The following is a 25,088-nucleotide window of genomic DNA, read 5'->3' as shown; positions in this document are numbered from 1 at the left end:
TCCGGCGTGGCCGCGGGCTCCGTACGGGCTCCGGTGAACCGGACCAGAGAGCGGATCGGAGATCAGCTCAGAGGTCGGATCACAGTTCGGATCAGAAGGAGCAGTGCGGGCGGACGTAGCCGTCGCTGCCGGTGTTCACGTAGGCGTCCGAGACGAACTCGCCGTCGTCGATGTTGTCCCAGATGTTCGACGTGCCGTAGGGGCCTGCCACCGTGGTGCCGGGCGTCTGGCAGTAGATCGGGATCCTGGCGCCCTCAGGCAGCACGCGGACGAGGGCGTAGCTGGTGCCGGGGCCCCGGCGGACGTTCAGGCGGACCCCGGGGGCGACCGAGTAGTAGCGCACCGCCGTGGTCGAGGCCAGCGTGGCCGTGGCCGTAGCCGTCATCGTCGTGACGGTCTCTTCCTCGCCGCCTTCGATCTCTTCGGCTCTTCCGACCCCTTCAGCGCGGTCTACAGACATGAGAAAACCTCCCCCGTTGATCCCCATGACAGCCATGGGGCCCCGTTGATTCCCCTAAATCCCGCCACGCACACATGTGCGTGTTTGGAACACGGAGGCTAGCAAGCCGCCTCTGTCTCGTACGAGTCATCGACTAGGCTCCGAGCGTCGCGCGCGCGGACGAACAGCACGGGGGTGGTCCCATGGCGCCACAGCAGGACGCCGGAGCGGGCGCGGAAGCGGAACTTCCGGAGTACGCCGGTCACTACCGCCTGGAGTCGCATCTGGGGTCCGGGGGCATGGGCGTCGTACATCTGGCGCGGAGCACTTCGGGCATGCAGCTCGCGGTGAAGGTCGTGCATGCCGAGTTCGCGAGGGATCCCGAGTTCAGGGGGCGGTTCCGGCAGGAGGTGGGCGCGGCGCGCCGGGTGAGCGGTGCCTTCACCGCGCCCGTGGTCGACGCCGATCCGGAGGCCGAACGGCCCTGGATGGCCACGCTGTTCATACCCGGCCCGACGCTCGCCGACCAGGTGAAGCGGAACGGGCCGATGGACCCGGCGCAGTTGCGGCGGCTGATGGCCGGGCTGGCGGAGGCGCTGCGCGACATTCACCGGGTGGGCGTCGTGCACCGGGACCTGAAGCCGAGCAATGTGCTGCTCGCCGATGACGGGCCGAAGGTCATCGACTTCGGCATCTCTCGGCCAAAGGACAGCGAACTGCGCACCGAGACGGGGAAGTTGATCGGTACGCCGCCGTTCATGGCGCCCGAGCAGTTCCGGCGGCCACGGGAGGTCGGGCCGGCCGCCGACATCTTCGCGCTCGGGTCCGTGTTGGTGCACGCGGCGACGGGACGAGGGCCGTTCGATTCCGACAGTCCGTATGTCGTCGCCTACCAGGTCGTCCATGACGAACCGGACCTGACCGGCGTACCGGGGAATCTCGCTCCGCTCGTGGTGCGCTGTCTGGCCAAGGAGCCCGAGGACCGGCCCACGCCCGACGAGTTGATGCGGGAACTGCGGTCGGTGGCGGCGTCGTACGACACGCAGGCGTTCATTCCGGCGCAGCGGGCCGGGGCCGGCGGGACGCTGCCCAAGCCGGAGCCTGACCCGGAGCTCGATCCGGATCTCGGTCGGGAGCCGGGGGCGGCGCGAGGGCCGCGTGGCGGGGAGAAGCAGGCCGGGAAGCCCCCCGGGAGGCGCCGGGGCAGACTGCTGGCTCTGGGGGCAGGGGCCGTCGGGCTCGCCGCGGTTGTCGCGCTGGCCTCCGTGCAGCTTCTCGGCGGTGTAGAGCCGACGCCGGAGCACGAGAGCCCGCGGACCGCGTCGGCCGCTTTCGCCGGGTGGGCGGCGGCACCGGCGCCCACGAAGGGCACACCCCATTGTTCGTACGGTGCGGGAAAGGTGCTGTGCGCCCAGACCGGGCTCGTCTTCGCGCTCGACCCGCTGGACGGCCGGCTGCTGTGGCGGCACCCCGTGGACACGTCGCGCGTGGACGGACCGCCGACCGTGGCGGGCGGCCTCGTGCACCCGTCGTCCGGGCAGGGCCGTCGGCCAAAGGCGCTCGATCCCGCCACGGGGAAGGCGCGTTGGCAGCAGAACATGACCGCGTCCAGCAGACCTGCGACGGCCGGCGGCATGCTGCTGTTCACCGGCGCCGACGGCACGGTCACCGGCGTGGACGGCGCCTCGGGCGACACGAAGTGGAGCCGCGCTCTACCGGGTCACCAGGCGCCGTTCTTCGTGTCCTTCGCCGGAGATCCACTGGCGTACACGACGACCACCTCCGACGACGATTCGAGCACGCGGGTCACCGCGGTGGACCCGGCCACGGGTGACGTGCGCTGGGACGCCCGGCTGACGGGGGCGCTGGAGCTCATAGGTACGTCGGACGGGTCGGCCTTCTTCGCCTCCATCGAGGGGATCTACAGCGACACGAAGGCCGTGGTCCGCTACTCCCCCACCGACCGGACCTCGCGGCGCGTGGCTCTGCCCCTCCCGCTCCTGCAGACGCACGGCACCGTGCATGGGGACGTCGTCTACCTCGTGGGCGGCGACGGTGCGCTGGTCGCCGTCGACATGGAGGCGCGCAGGCAGCTGTGGGCCCTGGAGACGTCCCTGGTGCGCACGTCGTCGCCGGTCACCGACGGCCGGCATGTGTACGTCACGGCCCCCGACGGCCGGCTGCTCGCCGTGGATGCCCGCGACGGCCGGCTCCTGGGCCAGACGCCGACCCGGCTCGGCGCGAACTCGGACCGGGTGGCGGCCAACCTGCCCGAGCCCGTGTTCGCCGACGGCCACGTCTACGCGAGCGCCCCCGACGGCACCGTCTTCGCCGTCGACGGCCGCGACCCGGCGGCTTGGTGACGCCCGCCTGCTTGGCGGCGCCCCCCGCGACCCCGCCCGCCCGGTGACGCCCGGCCACGACCCCACGGCCTGACGACGCCGTAGGCGCGAAAGGGCCGCCCCCGCACCAGCAGGAGGCGGCCCCGCGATAAGACCTCGATACGAAGCCTCAGCCCAGCTTGCTGACGTCGCGCACGGCGCCCTTGTCGGCGCTGGTCGCCATCGCGGCGTAGGCCCGCAGCGCCGCGGACACCTTGCGTTCGCGGTTCTTCGGGGCGTACGCCCCGTTCAACGCCTGCTCACGGCGCGCGAGTTCCGCCTCGTCGACCAGCAACTCGATCGAGCGATTCGGGATGTCGATGCGGATACGGTCGCCGTCCTCGACGAGGGCGATCGTGCCACCGGACGCGGCCTCCGGAGAGGCGTGGCCGATCGACAGGCCGGACGTACCGCCGGAGAATCGGCCGTCGGTGATCAGGGCGCAGGTCTTGCCGAGGCCGCGGCCCTTGAGGAAGGACGTCGGGTAGAGCATCTCCTGCATGCCGGGGCCGCCCTTGGGGCCCTCGTAGCGGATGACCACGACGTCCCCGTCGGTCACCTGCTTGTTGAGGATCTTCTCGACGGCCTCTTCCTGCGACTCGCAGACGACCGCCGGACCCTCGAAGGTCCAGATGGACTCGTCCACACCCGCGGTCTTCACCACGCAGCCGTCCACGGCGAGGTTGCCCCGGAGGACCGCCAGGCCACCGTCCTTCGAGTACGCGTGCTCGGCGCTGCGGATGCAGCCGCCCTCGGCGTCCTCGTCGAGCGCCGCCCAGCGCTCGGACTGCGAGAAGGCCTCGGCCGACCGGACACAGCCAGGGGCGGCGTGCCACAGCTCGACCGCCTCGGGAGAGGGCGAGCCACCCCGCACGTCCCAGGTCTTCAGCCAGTCGCCCAGGGACTGGCTGTGAACGGCGTGCACGTCCTCGTTCAGCAGGCCGGCCCGGTGCAGCTCTCCCAGCAGCGCCGGGATGCCGCCGGCGCGGTGCACGTCCTCCATGTAGTACGTGCGGTCCTTGGCGACGTTCGGGGCCACCTTCGCCAGGCACGGGACCCTGCGGCTGACCGCGTCGATCTGCTCCAGGCCGAACGGAATGTCCGCCTCCTGGGCGGCGGCCAGCAGGTGCAGGATCGTGTTGGTGGAGCCGCCCATCGCGATGTCGAGGGCCATGGCGTTCTCGAAGGCCGCGAAGGTGGCGACGTTGCGCGGCAGGACCGTCTCGTCGTCCTGCTCGTAGTAGCGGCGCGTGATGTCCATGACGGTCCGCGCGGCCGCGACGTACAGCTGTTTACGGGCCGTGTGGGTGGCCAGGATCGAGCCGTTGCCGGGCAGGGACAGGCCGATGGCCTCGGTCAGGCAGTTCATCGAGTTGGCGGTGAACATGCCGGAACAGGAGCCGCACGTCGGACAGGCGTTCTCCTCGATACGGAGGATGTCCTCGTCCGAGATCTTGTCGTTCACGGCGTCGGAGATCGCGTCGACCAGGTCGAGCGTGCGGACCGTGCCGTCGACGAGCGTGGCGCGGCCGGACTCCATCGGGCCGCCGGAGACGAAGACCGTGGGGATGTTCAGGCGCAGGGCCGCGTTCAGCATGCCCGGGGTGATCTTGTCGCAGTTGGAGATGCAGATCAGGGCGTCGGCGCAGTGGGCCTCGACCATGTACTCCACGCTGTCCGCGATGAGGTCGCGGGACGGCAGGGAGTAGAGCATCCCGCCGTGCCCCATCGCGATGCCGTCGTCGACCGCGATGGTGTTGAACTCGCGCGGGATGCCGCCGGCCTCCGTGATCGCCTCGCTGACGATCCGGCCGACGGGCTGGAGGTGGGTGTGGCCGGGCACGAACTCGGTGAAGGAGTTCGCCACCGCGATGATCGGCTTCCGGCCGATGTCCGCACCGGGTACACCGGAGGCGCGCATAAGGGCGCGGGCGCCCGCCATGTTGCGACCGTGGGTGACTGTGCGGGACCTCAGCTCGGGCATCGTCGCTCGCTCCTTCAAGACTGCAGAGACTGCGATCAGAGACTTCTGACTGCTAACGAGCGTACGCCGGTCATCCAGAGGTCGGGACGAGGTGTCCGGAATGCGGGATGGATGTCTCGTGGAGCAGGAGGGTCACCCGTCGGCGGCGTAGCGTCCGGTGAGATGCCCCTGCACGACCGGCGCCACGCGCGCGATGAGCTGCTCCGGGTCCGCCGACGCGATCGGCTCGATCTTGATGACGTACCGCATCATCGCGATGCCCACCAGCTGCGCGGCCGCCAGCTCGGCGCGCAGTTCCGCGTCCGGGGCGTCGATCTCCCCGGCGATGCGGCGCAGCAGCTGAGCGGAGACGAGCCGCCGGAACACGGCGGCCGCGGCCTCGTTGTTGACCGCCGACCGGACGATCGCGAGCAGCGGCTTGCGGGTCACGGGGTTCTCCCAGAGCCCGAAGATGGTGCGGGTCATGCGCTCGCCGATGCCGTCGAGGGGCCCTTCCAGCACCGCGTCCCGCACCTTGAGGGCGGGTGCGAAGGCGACCTCCACGGCCGCCTCGAAGACCTGCTCCTTGGTGCCGAAGTAGTGGTGCACGAGGGCCGAGTCGACCCCGGCCGCCTTGGCGATACCGCGCACGGACGTCTTCTCGTACCCCCGCTCGGAGAACTCCTCGCGGGCCGCGTCGAGGATGCGGTCGCGGGTGTCGGCGGATTCCGTACGCGGGGGCCGGCCCCGGCGTCGGGAGCTCACCCCGCCCCGCCCCGAGGTGGCGTCGGTCACGGCCGGGGCACCTTCATCGACGAGGCCAGATGCAGCCGCGTGAAGGCGAGGGCCTCGGCGAGATCGGCCTCGCGCTCGGCGCTGGACATCGCGCGGCGGGTGTTGACCTCGATGACGACGTGGCCGTCGAAGCCGGTCAGGGCGAGGCGCTCCAGTACCTCGGCGCAGGGCTGGTTGCCGCGGCCCGGGACGAGGTGCTCGTCCTTGGCCGACCCCCTGCCGTCCGCGAGATGCACGTGCCCCAGCCGGTCCCCCATGCGATCGATCATCTGCAGCGCGTCGCTACGGGCCGTGGCGGTGTGGCTGAGGTCGATCGTGAAGTGCCGGTAGTCGTCCTTCGTCACGTCCCAGTCGGGGGCGTACGCGAGCATCTCGCGGTCGCGGTAGCGCCAGGGGTACATGTTCTCGACGGCGAAGCGCACATCCGTCTCGTTCGCCATCCGCCAGATTCCCTCGACGAAGTCCCGGGCGTACTGGCGCTGCCAGCGGAACGGCGGGTGGACGACGACCGTGGAGGCCCCCAGCTTCTCGGCGGCCGCCTGGGCTCGCTGGAGCTTGGTCCAGGGGTCGGTGGACCACACGCGCTGGGTGATCAGCAGACAGGGGGCGTGTACGGCGAGGATCGGGATCTGGTGGTAGTCACTGAGCCGGCGCAGCGCCTCCATGTCCTGGCTGACCGGGTCGGTCCACACCATGACCTCGACACCGTCGTACCCGAGGCGCGCGGCGATCTCGAAGGCCGTCGCCGTCGACTCCGGATAGACCGAGGCCGTCGACAGGGCGACCTTCGCATCCGGGATGCGCACCACTGGTTCTGCCACGAGGGACAGAGTACGGGGCGCCAACGAACGCCGGGGAACCGATGCCGACCCGACCACCACGGGGGTCCGCAATCGGCCAGGGGCGCGAACTGGTCATATGCCGGGCGGCTGGAGCGGGGGCGCGGGCGGGGGGTGTGGCGGGGTTCACGCGGTCGCGGGGGCGTAGACGACCGCGTGCTGGGGGACCTGCGGCCCCCAGACCCCCGCTTCGGCCCTGAACGGGCCTCGTCTTCAAACTCCCCCAGAGGGGGCACCCCCGGACGGGCTGAAATGCCTGGACCGGCGTCGAGAACGACCGTGAGCAGCCCTGGCCCCGAACGCGTACCCCCGTGGCGCCGCTCTCGCGTACGGCGGGAACGGGACGTGCCGGGAGTGCCGGGGGGTGTCCGCCCGCAGCGGCGGGCGTCAACGGACGGCACCTCCAGCCCGACGGCAACCGCCCGACCGAGGACGGACACCCCCCGGCACGTCCCCGACCAACCCACCGACCCCAGGCGCTACGCGAACCCCCACCTCACCCGCGCAGGCCGCCGCAGGCACCCCGGCCCAACCGCCGGAGGCACCCGTCACCCCACCGGCATGTGATCCAACTTCCGCAGAATCACGCCCTCCCGCAAAGCCCAAGGACAGACCTCCAACGTCTCCACCCCGAACAGGTCCATCGCCCCCTCAGCCACCAACGCCCCCGCGAGCAGCTGCCCCGCGCGTCCCTCCGAGACGCCCGGCAGTTCCGCGCGCTCGGCGACCGTCATGCCCGCCAGCTGCGGAACCCAGCCCTCCAGGGACTCCCGCTTCAGCTCGCGCTGGACGTACACGCCCTCCGCGGAGCGGGCCGCGCCGGCGAGGCGGGCAAGTTGCTTGAACGTCTTCGACGTGGCGACCACGTGATCAGGCGCCCCGAAGCGGCTGAATTCGCCGACCGTACGGGCGATCTGGGCCCGGACATGCCGCCGCAGTGCCCGTATGTCCTCAGGCTCGGGCGGATCCCCCGGCAGCCAGCCGGCCGTGAGCCGCCCCGCCCCCAACGGCAACGACACCGCCGCATCCGGCTCCTCGTCGATGCCGTACGCGATCTCCAGGCTGCCGCCCCCGATGTCCAGCACCAACAGCTTCCCGGCCGACCACCCGAACCACCGCCGCACGGCGAGAAACGTCAGCCGAGCCTCCTCCGCACCGCTGAGAACCTGCAGCTCAACCCCGGTCTCGGCCTTCACGCGCGCGAGGACGTCATCGGCGTTGCTGGCCTCCCGCACCGCGGACGTCGCGAACGGCAGCACCTCCTCGACACCCTTGTCCTCGGCGGCCTGCAACGCCTCGTGGACGACTCCGACCAGCTTGTCGACCCCGTCGGGACCGATGGCCCCGCTGTCGTCGAGGAGTTGGGCAAGGCGCAGCTCCGCCTTGTGTGAGTGCGCAGGCAACGGGCGCGCGCCAGGGTGTGCATCCACCACCAGCAGATGCACAGTGTTCGATCCCACGTCGAGGACACCGAGTCTCATGTACGGCACGCTACTGCCACCTGGGCGATCCTCCGTCCTCGAAGCCGCGGCCGCGGACGCCGTACCCTGGTCCCGTGCCAAAGACGAAAAAGGCGAAGAACGAAAAGATGGACAAATCCTCCAAGGGTTCCTCCACGGGTTCTTCGCAGGCGAAGGCAGCAACCAAGCCCAAGAAGCCGAAGAGCGGCTCCCCTGAACCGGACGAGAAGGGGCTCGACTTCGCGCGCGCATGGGTGGAGTTCCCTGATCCGGCGGACGACGAGCAGGTCTTCCGCTGTGATCTGACATGGCTGACCTCCCGTTGGAACTGCATCTTCGGCAGCGGCTGCCAGGGCATCCAGGCAGGCCGCGCGGACGACGGCTGCTGCACGCTGGGCGCGCACTTCTCGGACGAGGACGACGAGAAGCGCGTCGCCGAGCATGTGGCGAGGCTCACGCCGGAGATCTGGCAGCACCACGACGAGGGCACGGAGCACGGCTGGATCTCGGAGGACGAGGACGGCGACCGCCAGACACGTCCCTTCAACGGCTCGTGCATCTTCCAGAACCGCCCCGGTTTCGCGGGCGGCGCGGGCTGCTCGCTGCACATCCTCGCCCTGAAGGAGGGCCGCGAGCCGCTGGAGACCAAGCCGGACGTCTGCTGGCAGCTGCCGGTGCGGCGGACGTACGACTGGATCGACCGGCCCGACGACACGCGGGTGCTGCAGGTGTCGATCGGTGAGTACGACCGCCGCGGCTGGGGCCCGGGCGGTCACGACCTGCACTGGTGGTGCACCTCGGCGACCTCGGCGCACGGCGCCGGCGACCCGGTGTACGTGTCCTACCGGCCCGAGCTGATCGAGCTGATGGGCAAGGCGGGCTACGCCCGCCTGGTCGAGCTGTGCGAGGCACGGCTGGCGTCCCAGCTGCCGATGCTGGCACCGCATCCGGCGGATCCTGCCGGCTAGCAGGCCGGCCAGGAGGCCGCCCGGAAGAACCGGGCGGCGCGACCGGCGTACTACGACGTCGACGGGCTCGGATCGCCACTGCCGCTGGGCGGCGGCGTCGAGCCCCCCGGATCGGACGGACCGGACGGGCCCGACGGCGACGGATCACCGTCCGTGGGTGACGGATCGGGCGACGAGGGCGGCGGCTCGCTGGGCGTGGGGTCGTGTGGAGCCGAGGTCGTCGGCGTCGGATCGGGCCCGGTGGACGACGGCGGCGGGCTGCCGGGCGTCCCGGGGTCGGTCGGATCGCCGGGATGGGTGGGGTCGGTGGGATACGGGTCCGGACCGGGGCCCGGGTCGGACGGGCTGGGGGCGGTGCCGTAGCCCTCGATGGAGACGAGAGCGCCGGCGGGTGCGATCGCCACGCGCGCGCTCCAGTACCCGGACGGCTCGCGCAGATGGTCGACGTACACCTTGATCGTCAACGACTCGCCGGGCGCCAGCGTTCCCGTCGACTGACTCAGATAGAGCCAGTGCGCACCGGTGGTCGCGGACCATCGCACCGGCGCGCGCCCCGTCGCCGTGAGGGTGACGAGCGTGGTGTCACCGCTGGTGCCTGCCGCCACCTCCAGCTGCCCGGCGCCCGCCCCGCGCGCACCGCCGACGCTGATGACCTCCACGGAGACGTCGGGTCTGTCGCGATCAGCGAGACGGTCACCGCGCTTGGCGCTCGCGCTGCCGGCGTTCTCGTAGCCGCCGTCCGCGGTCTCCCCGTCGAGGGTGCCGGGGCCGTGCGCCTCGCTCGCGCTGGCCGAGTGGCCGTCGACGCCTTCGCCGGTCGGGGTGGACCGGTAGGCGGCCCACAGGGCGAGGACCGGGGCGGCGACGACGGTGGCGACGACGGTCGTCGTGACGGCACGCGCGCGTAGCCGGTCCCTGCGGGCGGCACGATCCTTCGGGTCCATCGGGAAGCCACGCCGGTCGAAGCGCGGCATGGCGGCGCCCCGCGCGCGTGGGTGGTGCGCCAGGGCCACGTGCAGGGCCGCGCGGGGTGCCTCCAGGACGGGCAGTTCGGCGGGGGTGACGGCCGCGCCGGGCCACCGGCCGGGGATCGCGCGCTCGGCGGTACGGCGGCAGCGTGGGCAGTCGTCGACGTGCCGGACGAGCTCGCGGCGCAGGGCCGTGCCGAGCACGAGCTGGTTGTCGCCGGTGAGCCGGGCGACGCTCGGACAGGTGCCGGTCTCGACGACGGCGAGGGCCGCGCGCGTGCGCTCGACCTCGCAGGCGGCGGAGGCGAGCAGTTCGCGGGCGGCGGCCAGGTCCATGCCGAGGACGGCGGCGACCTCGTGGGCGGCGAGGTGGTGGCGTACGGCGAGTTCGAGGGCCTCGCGCTGCTCCGGGGTGGTGCCGGCGGCCTCCGGCCAGGCGAGCAGGGCGAGTTCGCGGCGCCGCTGCTCCTGGACGTCCTGCGCGACGGGCGGGCCGGAGGCCTGCGCTCCCGCCTGCCGATGGGCGCCGGGCCGGCCCGCGGCATGGCTGCCCGGACGTTTCTGCCTGGCCTCGGCCAGCTTGCGCAGACACGCCCAGCGGGCCAGCGCGTACAGCCAGGGCCGGCGGTCCGCGGCGGCCTGCGGCACCCGCTGCCCGCGCCGCTCGGCGAGCGCGAGGACGTCGCCGAGGGCGGCGGTCGCGGTGTCGTGGTCGCACAGGACGGACAGGCAGTAGGTGAACAGCCCGTCCAGGTACGGCTCGTAGCGCGCGGGCGGCCGCTGCGCCAACGTACGCGCCGCCGCCCGATCACGCGCCTCCCGGTGCGCACGATGGGCGCCGGCGGTGCGGGTCGAGGTCTCCGGACTGCTGCTCATCATTGGTGGACCGTAGGGGGCCGGAAGTAGCGCCTTCTCCCTGCTTGAGCTCTTTTAATCCATACGGGTGAAACGATCCCTCAATAGAGGGCGGGGACGCCGAATTCCATGGTTTGTGCATGACGAAACGGCGCTGTCCACGAGGCCGTACGGCGTTGTCAGTGGGCTCGGTTACGGTTCATCGCATGGCTGCCCGTACCAAGACCACGAAGGACCGCCCGTCCTACCGCTGCACGGAGTGCGGCTGGCAGACGGCCAAGTGGCTCGGCCGCTGCCCCGAGTGCCAGGCGTGGGGGACGGTCGAGGAGTACGGCGCGCCCGCGGTCCGTACGACGACGCCGGGGCGGGTGACGACGTCCGCGGTGCCCATCGGACAGGTCGACGGCCGGCAGGCCACGGCGCGGTCCACCGGCGTGCCCGAGCTGGACCGGGTGCTCGGCGGCGGACTGGTGCCCGGCGCGGTGGCGCTCCTCGCGGGCGAACCCGGCGTCGGCAAGTCCACGCTCCTGCTCGACGTGGCGGCCAAGTCGGCGAGCGAGGCGCACCCCACGCTCTATGTCACCGGCGAGGAGTCGGCGAGCCAGGTGCGGCTGCGCGCCGACCGCATCGGCGCCCTCGACGACCATCTGTATCTCGCCGCCGAGACCGATCTGGCCGCCGTGCTGGGCCACTTGGACGCGGTGAAGCCGTCGCTGCTCATCCTCGACTCCGTACAGACCGTGGCCTCCCCGGAGATCGACGGCGCGCCCGGCGGCATGGCGCAGGTCCGCGAGGTGGCCGGCGCCCTGATCCGGGCCTCCAAGGAGCGCGGCATGTCCACGCTCCTTGTGGGACACGTCACCAAGGACGGGGCCATCGCCGGCCCCCGCCTCCTCGAACACCTCGTGGACGTGGTGCTCCAGTTCGAGGGCGACCGGCACGCGCGCCTGCGCCTCGTGCGGGGCGTCAAGAACCGCTACGGCGCGACGGACGAGGTCGGCTGCTTCGAACTGCACGACGAGGGCATCGTGGGCCTTGCCGACCCCAGCGGACTCTTCCTGACCCGTCGCGCCGAACCGGTACCGGGCACCTGCCTGACGGTGACCCTGGAGGGCCGCCGCCCCCTGGTGGCCGAGGTCCAGGCGCTCACGGTCGACTCGCAGATCCCCTCGCCCCGCCGTACGACATCCGGTCTGGAGACGTCCCGCGTCTCGATGATGCTGGCCGTGCTGGAGCAGCGCGGGCGGATCAGTGCGCTCGGCAAGCGGGACATCTACTCCGCGACGGTCGGCGGAGTGAAGCTCTCGGAGCCCGCGGCGGACCTCGCCATCGCCCTCGCGCTGGCCTCCGCCGCCAGCGACACCCCGCTGCCCAAGAACCTCGTCGCGATCGGCGAGGTGGGCCTCGCGGGCGAGGTCAGACGGGTCACGGGCGTGCAGCGCAGGCTCGCCGAGGCGCACCGCCTGGGCTTCACGCACGCGCTCGTGCCGGGCGACCCGGGCAAGATCCCTGCGGGCATGAAGGTGCTGGAAGTGGCCGACATAGGGGACGCCCTCAGGGTACTTCCGCGCTCGCGTCGGCGAGAGGCCCCACGGGACGAGGAGGACCGCCGGTAGACTTTGCCCTGGTCTCGCCCGTCCGTACGACCAAGTGTGCGAAACGGGAGCGCCCCAGAACCTGCGACCGGAGGAGTGCAGTGGCAGCCAACGACCGGGGAGCAGCTCCCGGAAAGTCCGGTGGGAGTGCCGGTTCCGATGGCCTGATGCGCGCCTCGCTGAGCGCGGTGGCTCCCGGCACGGCGCTGCGCGACGGACTGGAGCGAGTGCTCCGCGGCAACACCGGCGGGCTCATCGTGCTCGGCTTCGACAAGACCGTCGAGACGATGTGTACGGGCGGATTCGTCCTGGATGTCGAGTTCGCGGCGACGCGACTGCGGGAGCTCTGCAAGCTCGACGGCGGCATCGTGCTGTCGTCCGACCTGTCGAAGATCCTGCGGGCGGGCGTGCAGTTCGTGCCCGACGCGACGATCCCGACGGAGGAGACGGGCACCCGGCACCGCACGGCGGACCGGGTCAGCAAGCAGGTCGGCTTCCCGGTGGTGTCGGTCTCCCAGTCGATGCGGCTCATCGCGCTGTACGTCGACGGTCAGCGCCGCGTCCTGGAGGACTCGGCGGCGATCCTCTCCCGCGCCAACCAGGCGCTGGCGACCCTGGAGCGCTACAAGCTCCGCCTCGACGAGGTCGCGGGAACGTTGTCAGCACTGGAGATCGAGGACCTGGTGACGGTCCGCGACGTCTCCGCGGTCGCCCAGCGACTGGAGATGGTCCGCCGTATCGCGACCGAGATCGCCGAGTACGTGGTGGAGCTGGGCACGGACGGCCGCCTTCTGGCGCTCCAGCTGGACGAGTTGATCGCGGGCGTGGAGCCCGAGCGCGAGCTCGTGGTGCGCGACTACGTCCCCGAGCCGACGGCCAAGCGTTCCCGCACGGTCGACGAGGCGCTGTACGAGCTGGACGCCCTCACCCACGCCGAGCTCCTCGAACTCACCACCGTGGCAAGGGCGTTGGGCTACACGGGATCCCCGGAGGCGCTGGACTCTGCGGTCTCCCCGCGCGGCTTCCGCCTCCTGGCCAAGGTGCCGAGGCTGCCCGGCGCGATCATCGACCGGCTGGTGGAGCACTTCGGGGGCCTGCAGAAGCTGCTCGCCGCGAGCGTGGACGACCTGCAGACCGTGGACGGCGTGGGCGAGGCCCGGGCGCGCAGCGTGCGGGAGGGGCTGTCGCGGCTGGCGGAGAGCTCGATCCTGGAGCGGTACGTCTAGTAGGCCGGTAGCCGGTACGTTCCAGTGAGCCGGTACCGCTAGTGGGCCGGTCCGTCCAATAGGCCCAAAGGGGCGCGGGCCTCCATCGATATGCGGCTACCGGATGCGGCTACCGGCGGAGCGCTCAGTCGTTCTCCAGCACGAACGACGTCTGCGCCGTCCCGAAGCCGGGCGTCTTGGTCTCCACCAGATACGTCCCCGCCTCGGCCGCCCCCGCGGCGGGCGTCGCACACTGCGGAGCGCTCGCCTGGCGGTCCCACTTCACCGTGTACGTGATCTTCGAACCGGCGGGCACCCGGAACACCAGGCTGCCGGAGACCTTGGGGCAGTCGGCGGAGGACCAGAAGTCGTCCTCGGCTCCCGCCTGGGTGATCGTCACCACCGAGTTCTTCGGGCCGAGATCGATCTTGCAGTCGTAGCTGGAGGTGTTCGTCGCGGTCAGCAGCAGGGCGGGCGTCCGGCCGGGCTCGTACGCGTTGTGCAGGCTGCTCACCGTCAACTTCACCGCGCCCGCGATGCAGTCGGTCAGCGTGGAGCCCGCAGCGACCGTGTCGTCCACGCCGACGCCGGTCCCCGAGCCGCCACCCGCGGATCCGCTGCCCGAGTCGTCCGACCCGCCGGAGCCGTCGGAACCGTCATCCCCGGTCCCCGTGCCGGAGCCGTCACCGGAGCCCGACCCGCCGGAGTCCCCGCCGCCGGGCGACTCGTCCCGCCCGCCCGGCGCCTGACTGATCGCCGGCCCCGATGTCGACGGGCCCGGTGTGATCGTCGAGGGGTCGGGATTCTTGCCGTCGGATCCGCCCGCGTCGTTCTTGCCGCCCCCGCCGCCCGAGGTGAGCACCCAGGTGGTCAGCAGCGCCAACACGGCGACCACGGACAGCATGACGACCCTCCGTCGCCAGTAGATGGAGGAGGGAAGCGGCCCGACAGGATTGCGCAGAGATCCCACGGCGCAAACTGTACGAGAGATCGGTGCGTTACCTTGCTCCACCCGCCGCCGAAGACCGCAACTTTTCCGGATCATCATCCCGGAAGCCCGCTCGGCGACCACTCCCGCGACGGCCGTCCCACCCCTGTCTTCCGTCGTGTGCGGCACCTGACGATCGCAGGATGTGACGGTATCGGCCCGCCGCCTACGGTCCGTGACCATGGACTTCGAGGACGCCGAGCTCTACCGGGACATCACCGGCTTCGCCCAGGACACCCCAACGTGGGTACAACACACCGCCGGGATATGGACGGAGGCCGGACTGCTGCTGTTCGCCGCGCTGTTCGTCACCACCTGGTGGCGAGCCAGACGCGACACCACCCGGATGTTCGCGATCGCAGCCCTTGCACCTCTGGCCACGGCTACGGCGTACCTCTGCAGTGAGCTCCTCAAGTCCCTTGTCACGCAGGAGCGTCCGTGCCGGGCGGTCCCAGAAGCAGTCACCCCGCTCAGCGCCTGCCCGCCGCCCGGCGACTGGTCCTTTCCGAGCAACCACGCCACCATCGCGGGCGCCGCGGCCGTCACCCTGGCCCTGACCAGGCGCGCACTCCTGTGGCTGACGGCGCCCCTGGCCCTGCTCATGGCCTTCTCCCGTGTCTTCGTCGGCGTGCACTACCCGCACGACGTCGCCGCGGGCCTCGCCTTCGGCGCGCTGGTCGCGATGACGGCCGTACGACTGGCCAGGGGCCCGGCGACGCGGCTGGCGGAGGCGATGCGGGCGGCGGCCGCACCGGCGTTCGTACGGTGGCTGGCCGGGCGGGAGCGGTCCGGGCCGCCGTATCGGCGTTGAACCTCACGGCACTTCCTCGCGGTTACTCCACCATCCCCGCCTCGTACGCCACGATCGCCGCCTGCACCCGATTGCGCACCCCCAACCGGTCGAGCACCGCGCTCACATACGCCTTCACCGTGCCCTCGACGAGGTGCAGCCGGGCGGCGATCTCCGGGTTGGACAGGCCGGCGCCGACGAGCCCGAGCACCTCGCGCTCACGCGGGCTGAGTTCAGCCACGCGCGCGCGTGCGGCGGCCTCGCGGCCCAGTCGCCCGTCGCTGCCGCCCAGCCCGTCGATGACGTACCGCGCCACCTTCGGCGACAGAAAGGCCGCGCCGCCCGCCACCGCCCGTACACCGGCGATCAGTTCGTACGGGTCCCCGGACTTCAGCAGAAAGCCGGTGGCGCCGCCGCCGAGCGCGCGGGCCACGTAGGCCTGTTCGGAGAAGGTGGTGAGCATCGCCACGGCTGTGCCGGGGACGGTCCGTACGATCTCCTCGGCCGCCGCGAGCCCGTCCAGGCGGGGCATACGGATGTCCAGCAGGGCCACGTCCGGCCGGTGCGCCCGGGCCAGCTCGACCGCCTCGCGCCCGTCCCCCGCCTCCGCGACGACCTCGGTCTCACGGTCACTCGCCAGGATCGCGCGCACACCGGCCCGCACCATCGCCTCGTCGTCGGCCAGCAGTACGCGGATCACCGTGCGAACTCCTCATCTGGGGAAGGGCGTCGGGAGAGCCCGGCCCTGGGGATCACGTCCTTGGCGACCAGCCTTTGCTCGTCGTCGAAGCAGAGTCTGAAGTGGTCGACGGAGACGAGGAGTTCGCCGCTCGCGCGGTAGTAGCGGCAGTCGCTGTCCTGCGGGGGCGGCGCGGGCGCGCGCTCCACGGGCGCGTCACGCACGGTGCGGTCCGGCAGGACGTGTGCGAGGTCGTGGGCCGACGCCCCGAGCCGCAGCTCGGCGTAGGCCGCGGGGGGCAGCACCGAGTGCGTCTCCGTGTACGCGTACCAGGCGAACCCTCCGCCGACGAGCACGACGCCTGCCCCGGCCGCACCCACGAGGGCCAGCGCGACGCGACGGCGGGCCTGGGTGAAGGGGGCGGTGTACGGGGCCGGGGTCGGCGGCGGCGTCGAAGCGAGGGCCTGCTCCGGGACGTACGCCCGAACTCGGAAGCCGTCCCCGTAGGAACCGGCCTCGAAGTCGCCGCCGACGGCGGTGACGGCGGCGCTGAGGGTTCGCAGGCCGGTGCCGCCGGAGTGAGTCGGCGTGCGCGAGGCCGCGCCGACCGCCACCGAGCCCCGTCCGCTGGTCACCGTGACCGTCGTGCCGTCGGCCTCCTCGGCCGCCGCCACGGTGACCTCGGCGCCCGGCGCGTGCCGGGCCGCGTTGGTCAGCGCCTCGCGGACCACCCGGTACAGGACCCGCTCGGCGACCCCGCCCGGCTCCGGCGAGGAGCGGGCCGTCTCCCACCGCACCGGCAGCCCCGACTCGGCGGCGCGTGCCACGAGTTGCTCGACGCTCTCCCCCGGCGGAGTCAGCGAGAGCGGCTCGTCCTCCTCCCGCAGGACACCGATGATGCGGTGCAGCCGGTCGGTGGCGTCGGCGGCGGCCGCGCGCAGGTCGGCGGCGGCGGTGCGGTGGTGGTCCGGGAGGTCGGGGGCGACCTGGAGGGCGCCCGCGCGCAGGGCGATCAGGCTCAGCTCGTGCCCCAGCGAGTCGTGCATGTCCTGGGCGATCCGGGCCCGTTCGCGCAGCCGGGCCCGCTCCTCGGCGATGCGCTGCTCGCCCTCCAGCCGCGCGGCCCGCGTCCAGCCGGCCTCGGCCAGCTCACGGCCCTGCCGCCAGTAGCGGCCACCGAGCCAGGGGAACACGCAGCCGAAGAGCAGCGTGCCCGTCAGCACCACCCATTCCGGCGCCGGATCGACCCCGAGGAGCGCGATCCTCGCCGTACCGAGACAGCCGACGGCCCCGAAGACGGCCACCGCCGGGCGCACCCGGTCCGCACGCAGACCGAGCAGCAGCGCGAAGACGCCGAGCGCCGGGCAGTAGGAGACGGTGAACAGGGCGGGGGCGGCGGCCAGCCCCAGTACGGCCGTCAGCCCGAAGGCCCCCAAGGGGTACCGCCGGGCCCCGGCGACCGCGGCGGCGAGCACGGCCAGCCCGGCCACCTGCTGCCCCACGGCACGCGGCTCGTTGAGCCCGAGACGGTCGGCGGTGAGCGCGGGCAGCGCGAGGGCGGCCCAGAGGAGGCAGGCCCGCCGTATGCGAGGACGTTCCATCCGCCCGACGCTACAAGCGGGCGATGGGCCGCCACTGCTGCCGATCGTCAGGTGCGGTGCGCTCCTCGAAGCAGGTCTGTGGGTCTGGGGCCACCGCAGGCCCCCGGGAACCGCAACCCGCCACAACCAGCAGCCACAACGCACCGGCATCCGCACCTACCCACCCGACCGCCACCGGCATGGCAGGATCGGGAGGCCATGACTGCGCCCACGAAACCCCCGCACAGCCACCGCGCCGACGCCGGCTCGGACGCCCCCCTCGCCCTGCCTCTGCAGGAAACCGTCATCGACTGGTTCGACGAGAACGCCCGCGACCTCCCCTGGCGGCGCCCCGAGGCCGGCCCCTGGGGGGTGATGGTCAGTGAGTTCATGCTGCAACAGACGCCCGTGAACCGCGTCCTGCCCATCTACGAACAGTGGCTCGCCCGCTGGCCCCGCCCCGCCGACCTGGCCAAGGAGGCCCCCGGCGAGGCCGTACGCGCCTGGGGCCGGCTCGGCTACCCGCGCCGCGCGCTGCGGCTGCACGGCGCCGCCGTCGCCATAGCGGAACGCCACGGCGGGGACGTACCGACCGACCACGCCCAGCTCCTCGCGCTGCCCGGCATCGGCGAGTACACGGCGGCCGCGGTGGCCTCCTTCGCGTACGGGCAGCGGCACCCCGTCCTGGACACCAACGTCCGCCGGGTCTTCGCCCGCGCCGTCACCGGCGTGCAGTACCCGCCGAACGCCACCACGGCCGCCGAGCGCAAGCTCGCGCGCACCCTGCTCCCCGACGACGAGCGCACTGCCGCCCGCTGGGCCGCCGCCTCCATGGAACTCGGCGCGCTGGTGTGCACCGCGAAGAACGAGTCGTGTCACCGCTGCCCGATCGCCGCGCAGTGCGCCTGGCAGCTCGCGGGCAAGCCCGAGCACGACGGCCCGCCACGCCGCGGCCAGACGTACGCCGGCACCGACCGCCAGGTGCGCGGCAAGCTGCTCGCCGTACTCCGCGAAGCCCACACGCCCGTCCCGCAGGCGGCCCTCGACCGGGTGTGGCACGAGCCGGTGCAGCGCGCCCGCGCTCTGGACGGCCTGGTCGCGGACGGTCTGGTGGAGCCGCTGCCGGGCGGGATGTACCGACTGCCGCTGACCTGATGCCCGCCCTGGCCGACAAGTCGGCCTGACGCACCGTCACATCACAGCCGTAGGGGCTCTGCAACACACGACACACAGCGGCGGCATGGCCGCTGCACCGCTGACACACCCCCAAATCACCCCATACCGAACTCAATCGATCAGCCGTTTTACCCCTTTCCTGATTCCGTTACACAACCGACGGACAGCCGAGCGCTAGCCGCAGGCTGCTTCGGACAGCGCCGTGACAACGCCTCCGTAGCTTCATTTCCGTACCCGGCAAGCGGGGACGACTACGAACCACAGGCAGTGAGACCGACGGCGAACGCCGGCCGGACACGGGGAAGCGGAGGCGGTCAACATGGCGCAGGGAGAGGTGCTCGAGTTCGAGGAGTACGTCCGCACCCGGCAGGACGCGCTGCTGCGCAGCGCCCGCCGGCTGGTCCCGGACCCGGTGGACGCCCAGGACCTGCTGCAGACGGCGCTGGTGCGGACGTACCACCGCTGGGACGGCATCGCGGACAAGCGGCTCGCGGACGCCTACCTGCGCCGCGTCATGATCAACACGCGCACCGAGTGGTGGCGGGCCCGCAAGCTGGAGGAGGTGCCGACCGAGCAGCTCCCGGACGCCTCGGTCGACGACTCCACCGAGCAGCACGCGGACCGTGCCCTGCTGATGGACATCATGAAGGTTCTGGCACCGAAGCAGCGCAGTGTCGTGGTGCTGCGACACTGGGAGCAGATGTCCACGGAGGAGACGGCCGCCGCCCTCGGCATGTCGGCCGGAACGGTCAAGAGCACGCTGCACCGGGCGCTCGCCCGGCTCCGCGAGGAGCTGGAGAGCCGCGATCTGGACGCACGCGCGCTGGAGCGTGAGGAGCGGGAGCGTTGCGCGGCCTAGGCACGACAGCGGGCGGCACCGGGCACCCGGACAGAACCGGGCACACGGACAAGGGCGACCGGGACACGGACGGGGATTCCGAGGACGTCGGCCCCGGCCGCCCCGGGCCCGCACTCGCCCGGGGAACCCTGCAGGCGGCGTTCACGGCGGTGGCCGTGGTCGTCGCCCTCGCCCTTTTCGCCTCCGCGTGCGCCACCGGCGGCACCGGCGCCCGCGACGAGGGACCGGCGCACGACGCGGCGGGCGGGTCGGCCGTCTCGGCGCCACGCGCGGCATCGCCCTCCGCCTCGGCCGCCCGGGACCCGAGGGAGGCCGTACGCCTGGTCAAGGCGGACCCCGCGGTCTCGGCGGAGGTCAAGCGCGAGCTGAAGCCGTGCGTGTCCGACGACTATCCCGTCGACGTGTCCTACGGCGACCTGACCGGCGGACCGGCGGACGACATCGTGGTCAACGTCCTGTCCTGCGGCGATCAGGTCGGCGTCGCCTCGTATGTGTACCGCGAGCAGCGCGGCGCCTACCGCAATGTGTTCAAGGCCGAGGAACCACCGGTCTACGCGGAGATCGACCGCGGCCTGCTGGTGGTGACCAAGCAGGTGTACGCCAAGGACGACGCGCTGTCGAACCCGTCCAGCGAGTACGTGATCCAATACCTGTGGACCTCCGACCGCTTCGTCCAGAAGCACCGCTGGCGCACCGACTACGGCACCCTCGGTGGTGGTGACGAGTCCACGGCGCCCGACAGCTGAGGGCCGCCCCGCGACAGCGGTGAACGCATCGGCCGGTCCACGCGTCCCCCAAGTGGACACGCACGACGCACCTCCAAGATCACGCAACTCCAAGCACACACGGCATACACACCGCATACGACATACGGCACACGAGGACTGAGAGCACCGGGATGGCAGACCAGACCCACGTTCTGTTCGTCGAGGACGACGACGTCATCCGCGAGGCCACCCAGCTCGCCCTGGAGCGGGACGGCTTCGCGGTCACCGCCATGCCCGACGGGCTGTCGGGCCTGGAGGCGTTCCGGGCGGACCGGCCGGACATCGCGTTGCTGGACGTCATGGTCCCGGGCCTGGACGGCGTCAGCCTGTGCCGCCGTATCCGCGACGAGTCGACCGTGCCGGTGATCATGCTGTCGGCGCGCGCGGACTCGATCGACGTGGTGCTGGGCCTGGAGGCGGGCGCGGACGACTACGTGACCAAGCCGTTCGACGGTGCCGTGCTGGTGGCGCGGACCCGCGCGGTGCTGCGCCGCTTCGGACACGCCGGCCGTGACGATCGGGCGGACGACGCCGGATCGGCGGCCGCCGGCGGGGTGCTGGCCTTCGGCGAGCTGGAGATCGACACCGAGGGCATGGAGGTGCGCAGGGACGGGCAGCCGGTGGCGCTCACGCCGACCGAGATGCGGCTGCTGCTGGAGTTCTCCTCCGCGCCGGGCACGGTGCTGTCGCGGGACAAGCTGCTGGAGCGCGTGTGGGACTACGGCTGGGGCGGCGACACCCGCGTCGTCGACGTCCATGTGCAGCGACTGCGTACGAAGGTCGGCCAGGACCGCATCGAGACGGTCCGCGGCTTCGGCTACAAGTTGAAGGCCTGAGCGGGGCGGGCATGAGGGGGACCTTTCGACACCCGGCCGCGTCCGGCGCCGGCCCCACGGGCCTCACGGACTCGGCGGACATCGCCGGCCACGCCGTGATCGGCCGTACGAGCACGCGCGCGAGCAGACGCACGGGCGGCCGGGTCGCCATTCGTACGGGCCTGAGGTGGAAGCTGAGCGCGGCGATCGCGCTGGTCGGCGCGCTCGTGGCGATCGTGCTGAGCCTGGTCGTGCACAACCAGGCCCGGGTCTCGATGCTGGACAGCGCGCGCGACCTCGCCGACGAGCGCATCCAGATCGCCCAGCGCAGCTACGAGCAGTCCAAGCGGCTGAACTTCCCCAACGCCACGATCGACGACCCGGAGCTGCCAGCGGCGCTGCGGGAGAGGGTCGAGGAGGGCCGGCGGGCGACGTACGTGACCGACACAGCGCGCGGCGCGCCGGACATCTGGGCGGCCGTACCGCTCAACAACGGGCATGTGCTGTCGCTGCGCAGCGGCGTCACCGACCGCAGCGATCACATCCTCAACCGCCTCGACCAGGCCATGATCATCGGCTCGATCTCGGTCGTCCTCGGCGGCAGCGCGCTCGGCGTACTCATCGGGGGGCAGCTGTCGCGCCGGCTGCGCAAGGCGGCGGCCGCGGCGAACCAGGTCGCGAGCGGGGAGCCGGACGTGCGGGTGCGGGACGCCATCGGGGGTGTCGTCCGGGACGAGACCGACGACCTGGCGAGCGCGGTGGACGCCATGGCGGACGCGCTGCAGCAGCGGCTGGAGGCGGAGCGCCGGGTCACCGCGGACATCGCGCACGAGCTGCGCACGCCGGTGACCGGTCTACTGACGGCGGCCGAACTGCTGCCGCCCGGCCGGCCCACCGAGCTGGTCCTGGACCGGGCGAAGGCCATGCGCACGCTCGTCGAGGACGTCCTGGAGGTGGCCCGCCTGGACAGCGCCTCGGAGCGGGCCGAGTTGCAGGGCATCATGCTGGGCGAGTTCGTCAGCCGGCGGGTCGCGGCGAAGGATCCCGCCATCGAGGTGCGGGTCATCCACGAGTCGGAGGTCACGACCGACCCGCGGCGCCTGGAGCGGGTGCTGTTCAACCTGCTGGCGAACGCGGCCAGGCACGGCAGGCCGCCGATCGAGGTCAGCGTCGAGGGCCGGGTCATCCGGGTCCGCGACCACGGCCCCGGTTTCCCCGAGGACCTGCTCGCCGACGGACCCAGCCGCTTCCGCACCGGCAGCAGCGACCGCTCCGGCCACGGCCACGGCCTCGGCCTGACGATCGCGGCAGGTCAGGCCCGCGTCCTCGGCGCCCGCCTGACCTTTCGCAACGTACGTCAGGCGGGTGCCCCGGAGCATGTGCCGGCGGAGGGCGCGGTGGCCGTCCTCTGGCTCCCGGAGCACGCGCCGACGAACACCGGGAGCTACCCGATGCTGCCGTAGCGGCGCCGGGACGGCGCCGGGGCGGGCTCACCCGAACGGCTTGGAGAACGCCGGGGGCTCACAGCGGCCTCGGTCGCTTCCCGGCGCCGGTCCGTGCATCTCCGTTCGCGGCGGGGCGAGAACAAAAAGGCAGAGGCCCCCGGGCAGAACATCCCCCGAGGGCCCCACACTCACCGCCTGCTCAGACGGACTCCACCACCGCGACCTCGGCCGCCGCGTCGTCCGCAGGCCCAGCGTCCCCCTTCGGCCCCGCCCCCCTGAGCGGCACCTCCTTCACAAACACAGCCGCCACCAAGGCCACCACAGCGATCACGGCCCCCAGCAGAAACGCCGAGTGCGTCCCGGAAGACACCGCATGCTGGTACGCCTCCTTCACAGGGACCGGCAACCTCTCCAGACCCGCCGCATCCAGCTGCGCCGACCGCTCGGTCACCTTCGCCCCCAACGCCCCGCCCCGCTCGGCCATGACGTCCTGCACCCGGCTGTTGAACAGCGCCCCCATGATCGCGACACCGAACGAGGACCCGAGCGTACGGAAGAGCGTGGTGGACGAGGACGCGACGCCCATGTCCTTCATCTCGACACTGTTCTGCGCGACCAGCATCGTGATCTGCATCAGACAGCCCATGCCGAGCCCGACCACGGCCATGTACACACCGGACGTGACCCGACTGGTCCCGGTGTCCATCAGGGACAGCAGATACAGCCCGACGATCATCAGCACACTGCCGACGACCGGGAACGCCTTGTACCGCCCGGTGTTCGTGGTCACCCGCCCCGCGACCATCGAGGTGACCAGCATCGCCCCGAGCATCGGCAGCAACAGCAGCCCGGAATTGGTGGCGGAAGCGCCCTGCACCGACTGCTGGTACAGCGGCAGGAACAGCGTCGCACCGAACATCACGAACCCGGTGATGAACCCGATCACGGACATCAGCGTGAAGTTCCGGCTGCGGAAGATGTGCAGCGGCACCACCGGCTCGGCGGCCTTCGTCTGCCAGAACACGAACCCGACGAGCGCGGTGACCCCGATCCCGATGAGCTCCATGATCCGCGCGGACGTCCAGGCGTACTGCGTGCCACCCCACGTGGTGACCAGCACGATCGCGGTGATGCCCACGGTCAGCAGCCCGGCGCCCAGGTAGTCGATCCGCGCCTGCGCCCGCTTCTTCGGCAGATGCAGAACGACACTGATCGCGGCCAGCGCCACGACACCGAGCGGCAGGTTGATGTAGAAGGCCCAGCGCCAGCCCCAGTTGTCGGTGATGGTGCCGCCGACCAGCGGCCCGCCGATCATCGCGAGCGCCATGACGCCGGCCATCATGCCCTGGTACTTGCCCCGCTCCCGCGGCGGAATCAGGTCACCGATGATCGCCATGACGCCGACCATCAGACCACCGGCGCCGAGGCCCTGAATCGCACGGAACGCGATGAGCTGCTGCATGTCGTGGGCCATGCCGCTCAGCGCGGACCCGACCAGGAAGATCACGATCGACGACATGAAGACGCCCTTGCGTCCGTACATGTCGCCGAGCTTGCCCCACAGCGGGGTGGAGGCCGCGGTCGCCAGCGTGTACGCCGTCACGACCCACGACAGATGCTCCAGACCGCCCAGATCACCGACGATAGTCGGCATCGCCGTGCCCACGATCATGTTGTCGAGCATCGCGAGCATCATCGTGATCATCAGCGCGAGCAGCACGACCCGTACGCTCTGCGGCTGTTTCCCGCCCGGGTCCGCCGCCCCCGGCTCAACTGACTTGGTGTCCGCCATGATTCCCTCTCCCCCGGCCACTTGCTAGCACTTACTTGCCGCCCGGCTAGTTGTCTACACTCAGGGAAGGTAGGCGCGTAACTAGCCGGGCGTCAAGTAAGTTTTGTGAAAAGCCGAGGAGTACGAGGATGGGTGGCACCATGGACGGCACCAAGCAGCGGCGCCGCGGGAACACCCGCCAGCGCATCCAGGACGTGGCCCTCGAACTCTTCGCCGTACAGGGCTACGAGAAGACCTCCCTGCGCGAGATCGCCGAGCGCCTGGACGTCACGAAGGCGGCCCTGTACTACCACTTCAAGACCAAGGAAGAGATCATCGTCAGCCTCTTCGAGGACCTGACGCAGCCGATCGAGGACCTGATCGAGTGGGGCAAGCAGCAGCCGCACACACTCGAGACGAAGCAGGAGATCGTACGCCGCTACAGCCAGACCCTGACCAGCGCGGCCCCACTGTTCCGCTTCATGCAGGAGAACCAGGCGACCGTCCGTGAGCTGAGCATCGGCGAGATGTTCAAGAACCGCATGCTCGGCATGCGCGACATCATCATCGATCCGGACGCCGACCTCGTCGACCAGGTCCGCTGCATCAGCGCCCTGTTCACGATGCACGCCGGGATGTTCGTCCTGAAGGACCTCGAAGGCGACCCCGAGGAAAAGCGCAAGGCCGTCCTCGAGGTCGCCACGGATCTGATCACCCAGGCGCACAAGGGCGCCTGACCGGCTCGACGGC

General features: G+C 71.6%; 21 protein-coding genes. 11 read left to right on the top strand and 10 right to left on the bottom strand.

From position 1 onward, the window contains the following. Positions 1-91 precede the first annotated feature (91 nt). Complete coding sequence (locus AB5J49_RS27340) at positions 92-460, bottom strand: SH3 domain-containing protein (RefSeq protein WP_369171404.1); 369 nt, start codon at positions 458-460, stop codon at positions 92-94. Between the two features lie 182 nt (positions 461-642). Here AB5J49_RS27340 and AB5J49_RS27335 point away from each other — a divergent pair, with 182 nt between their 5' ends. After that, entirely contained in the window at positions 643-2,802 is a 2,160-nt protein-coding gene (locus tag AB5J49_RS27335; RefSeq protein ID WP_369171403.1) for a PQQ-binding-like beta-propeller repeat protein, read from the top strand. 148 nt (positions 2,803-2,950) lie between these two features. On the opposite strand, the gene ilvD is transcribed toward AB5J49_RS27335, so the two are convergent. From ilvD to AB5J49_RS27315, 4 genes are all read right to left on the bottom strand, one after another. Next, positions 2,951-4,804 (bottom strand): dihydroxy-acid dehydratase, encoded by a 1,854-nt coding sequence (gene ilvD / locus AB5J49_RS27330; protein ID WP_369171402.1) that lies wholly within the window; start codon positions 4,802-4,804, stop codon positions 2,951-2,953. 132 nt (positions 4,805-4,936) lie between these two features. Continuing rightward, entirely contained in the window at positions 4,937-5,578 is a 642-nt protein-coding gene (locus AB5J49_RS27325; RefSeq protein ID WP_369171400.1) for a TetR family transcriptional regulator, read from the bottom strand. Further along, positions 5,575-6,399 carry a sugar phosphate isomerase/epimerase family protein gene (locus AB5J49_RS27320; RefSeq protein ID WP_369171399.1) on the bottom strand — a complete coding sequence of 275 codons (825 nt, stop codon included), beginning with the start codon at positions 6,397-6,399 and terminating at the stop codon, positions 5,575-5,577. The genes AB5J49_RS27325 and AB5J49_RS27320 overlap by 4 nt, the downstream gene beginning before the upstream one ends. A 566-nt stretch (positions 6,400-6,965) precedes the next feature. Continuing rightward, the gene (locus AB5J49_RS27315) at positions 6,966-7,898 is read right to left on the bottom strand and encodes a Ppx/GppA family phosphatase (protein WP_369171398.1); all 933 of its coding nucleotides are present in this window, start codon (positions 7,896-7,898) and stop codon (positions 6,966-6,968) included. 74 nt (positions 7,899-7,972) lie between these two features. Here AB5J49_RS27315 and AB5J49_RS27310 point away from each other — a divergent pair, with 74 nt between their 5' ends. Further along, on the top strand, positions 7,973-8,845 hold the full coding sequence (locus AB5J49_RS27310; protein WP_369171397.1) for a hypothetical protein: 873 nt from the start codon (positions 7,973-7,975) through the stop codon (positions 8,843-8,845). Between the two features lie 50 nt (positions 8,846-8,895). On the opposite strand, the gene AB5J49_RS27305 is transcribed toward AB5J49_RS27310, so the two are convergent. Beyond that, a complete protein-coding gene (locus tag AB5J49_RS27305; RefSeq protein ID WP_369171395.1) occupies positions 8,896-10,692 on the bottom strand; it encodes a hypothetical protein in 1,797 nt (598 codons plus the stop codon). 182 nt (positions 10,693-10,874) lie between these two features. Between AB5J49_RS27305 and radA the strand changes: the two genes are divergently transcribed. Then, the gene (gene radA / locus AB5J49_RS27300) at positions 10,875-12,284 is read left to right on the top strand and encodes a DNA repair protein RadA (RefSeq protein WP_369171393.1); all 1,410 of its coding nucleotides are present in this window, start codon (positions 10,875-10,877) and stop codon (positions 12,282-12,284) included. A gap of 80 nt (positions 12,285-12,364) precedes the next feature. Beyond that, positions 12,365-13,489, top strand: a complete 1,125-nt coding sequence (disA, locus tag AB5J49_RS27295) for a DNA integrity scanning diadenylate cyclase DisA (RefSeq protein WP_369171392.1) — start codon at positions 12,365-12,367, stop codon at positions 13,487-13,489. Positions 13,490-13,613: 124 nt separating this feature from the next. Here disA and AB5J49_RS27290 read toward each other — a convergent pair whose 3' ends face one another. Then, positions 13,614-14,438 (bottom strand): hypothetical protein, encoded by an 825-nt coding sequence (locus AB5J49_RS27290; RefSeq protein WP_369171391.1) that lies wholly within the window; start codon positions 14,436-14,438, stop codon positions 13,614-13,616. 199 nt (positions 14,439-14,637) lie between these two features. Between AB5J49_RS27290 and AB5J49_RS27285 the strand changes: the two genes are divergently transcribed. Further along, positions 14,638-15,267: a phosphatase PAP2 family protein gene (locus AB5J49_RS27285; RefSeq protein ID WP_369171389.1), complete on the top strand. Its 630-nt coding sequence runs from the start codon at positions 14,638-14,640 to the stop codon at positions 15,265-15,267. A 22-nt stretch (positions 15,268-15,289) separates the two neighbouring features. Here the strand turns inward: AB5J49_RS27285 and AB5J49_RS27280 are convergent, their stop codons facing one another. Both AB5J49_RS27280 and AB5J49_RS27275 read right to left on the bottom strand, forming a co-directional pair. Next, positions 15,290-15,946, bottom strand: coding sequence for a response regulator (locus tag AB5J49_RS27280; protein WP_369171388.1), 657 nt, complete (start codon positions 15,944-15,946; stop codon positions 15,290-15,292). Then, on the bottom strand, positions 15,943-17,526 hold the full coding sequence (locus AB5J49_RS27275; RefSeq protein WP_369171387.1) for a sensor histidine kinase: 1,584 nt from the start codon (positions 17,524-17,526) through the stop codon (positions 15,943-15,945). The genes AB5J49_RS27280 and AB5J49_RS27275 overlap by 4 nt, the downstream gene beginning before the upstream one ends. Before the next feature lie 198 nt (positions 17,527-17,724). Between AB5J49_RS27275 and AB5J49_RS27270 the strand changes: the two genes are divergently transcribed. The 5 genes from AB5J49_RS27270 (at position 17,725) to cseC (ending at position 22,585) form a co-directional block, all read left to right on the top strand. After that, positions 17,725-18,660, top strand: a complete 936-nt coding sequence (locus AB5J49_RS27270) for an A/G-specific adenine glycosylase (protein WP_369171386.1) — start codon at positions 17,725-17,727, stop codon at positions 18,658-18,660. 340 nt (positions 18,661-19,000) lie between these two features. Continuing rightward, entirely contained in the window at positions 19,001-19,540 is a 540-nt protein-coding gene (locus tag AB5J49_RS27265) for a SigE family RNA polymerase sigma factor (protein WP_003999062.1), read from the top strand. 128 nt (positions 19,541-19,668) lie between these two features. Continuing rightward, positions 19,669-20,286: a hypothetical protein gene (locus AB5J49_RS27260; RefSeq protein ID WP_369175283.1), complete on the top strand. Its 618-nt coding sequence runs from the start codon at positions 19,669-19,671 to the stop codon at positions 20,284-20,286. A 152-nt stretch (positions 20,287-20,438) separates the two neighbouring features. Beyond that, positions 20,439-21,143: a two-component system response regulator CseB gene (cseB, locus tag AB5J49_RS27255; RefSeq protein WP_369171385.1), complete on the top strand. Its 705-nt coding sequence runs from the start codon at positions 20,439-20,441 to the stop codon at positions 21,141-21,143. Then, positions 21,032-22,585, top strand: coding sequence for a two-component system sensor histidine kinase CseC (gene cseC, locus AB5J49_RS27250; RefSeq protein ID WP_369175282.1), 1,554 nt, complete (start codon positions 21,032-21,034; stop codon positions 22,583-22,585). The genes cseB and cseC overlap by 112 nt, the downstream gene beginning before the upstream one ends. A 181-nt stretch (positions 22,586-22,766) precedes the next feature. On the opposite strand, the gene AB5J49_RS27245 is transcribed toward cseC, so the two are convergent. Beyond that, on the bottom strand, positions 22,767-24,359 hold the full coding sequence (locus AB5J49_RS27245; RefSeq protein ID WP_369171384.1) for an MDR family MFS transporter: 1,593 nt from the start codon (positions 24,357-24,359) through the stop codon (positions 22,767-22,769). 128 nt (positions 24,360-24,487) lie between these two features. Here AB5J49_RS27245 and AB5J49_RS27240 point away from each other — a divergent pair, with 128 nt between their 5' ends. Continuing rightward, entirely contained in the window at positions 24,488-25,075 is a 588-nt protein-coding gene (locus AB5J49_RS27240; RefSeq protein WP_369171383.1) for a TetR/AcrR family transcriptional regulator, read from the top strand. Positions 25,076-25,088: the final 13 nt, after the last annotated feature.

Origin of the sequence: Streptomyces sp. R28 (assembly GCF_041052385.1) — a bacterium.
GTDB lineage: Bacteria > Actinomycetota > Actinomycetes > Streptomycetales > Streptomycetaceae > Streptomyces.
The sequence above is the reverse complement of the archived record's forward strand: the minus strand, read 5'-3'. Positions and strand labels throughout refer to the sequence as shown.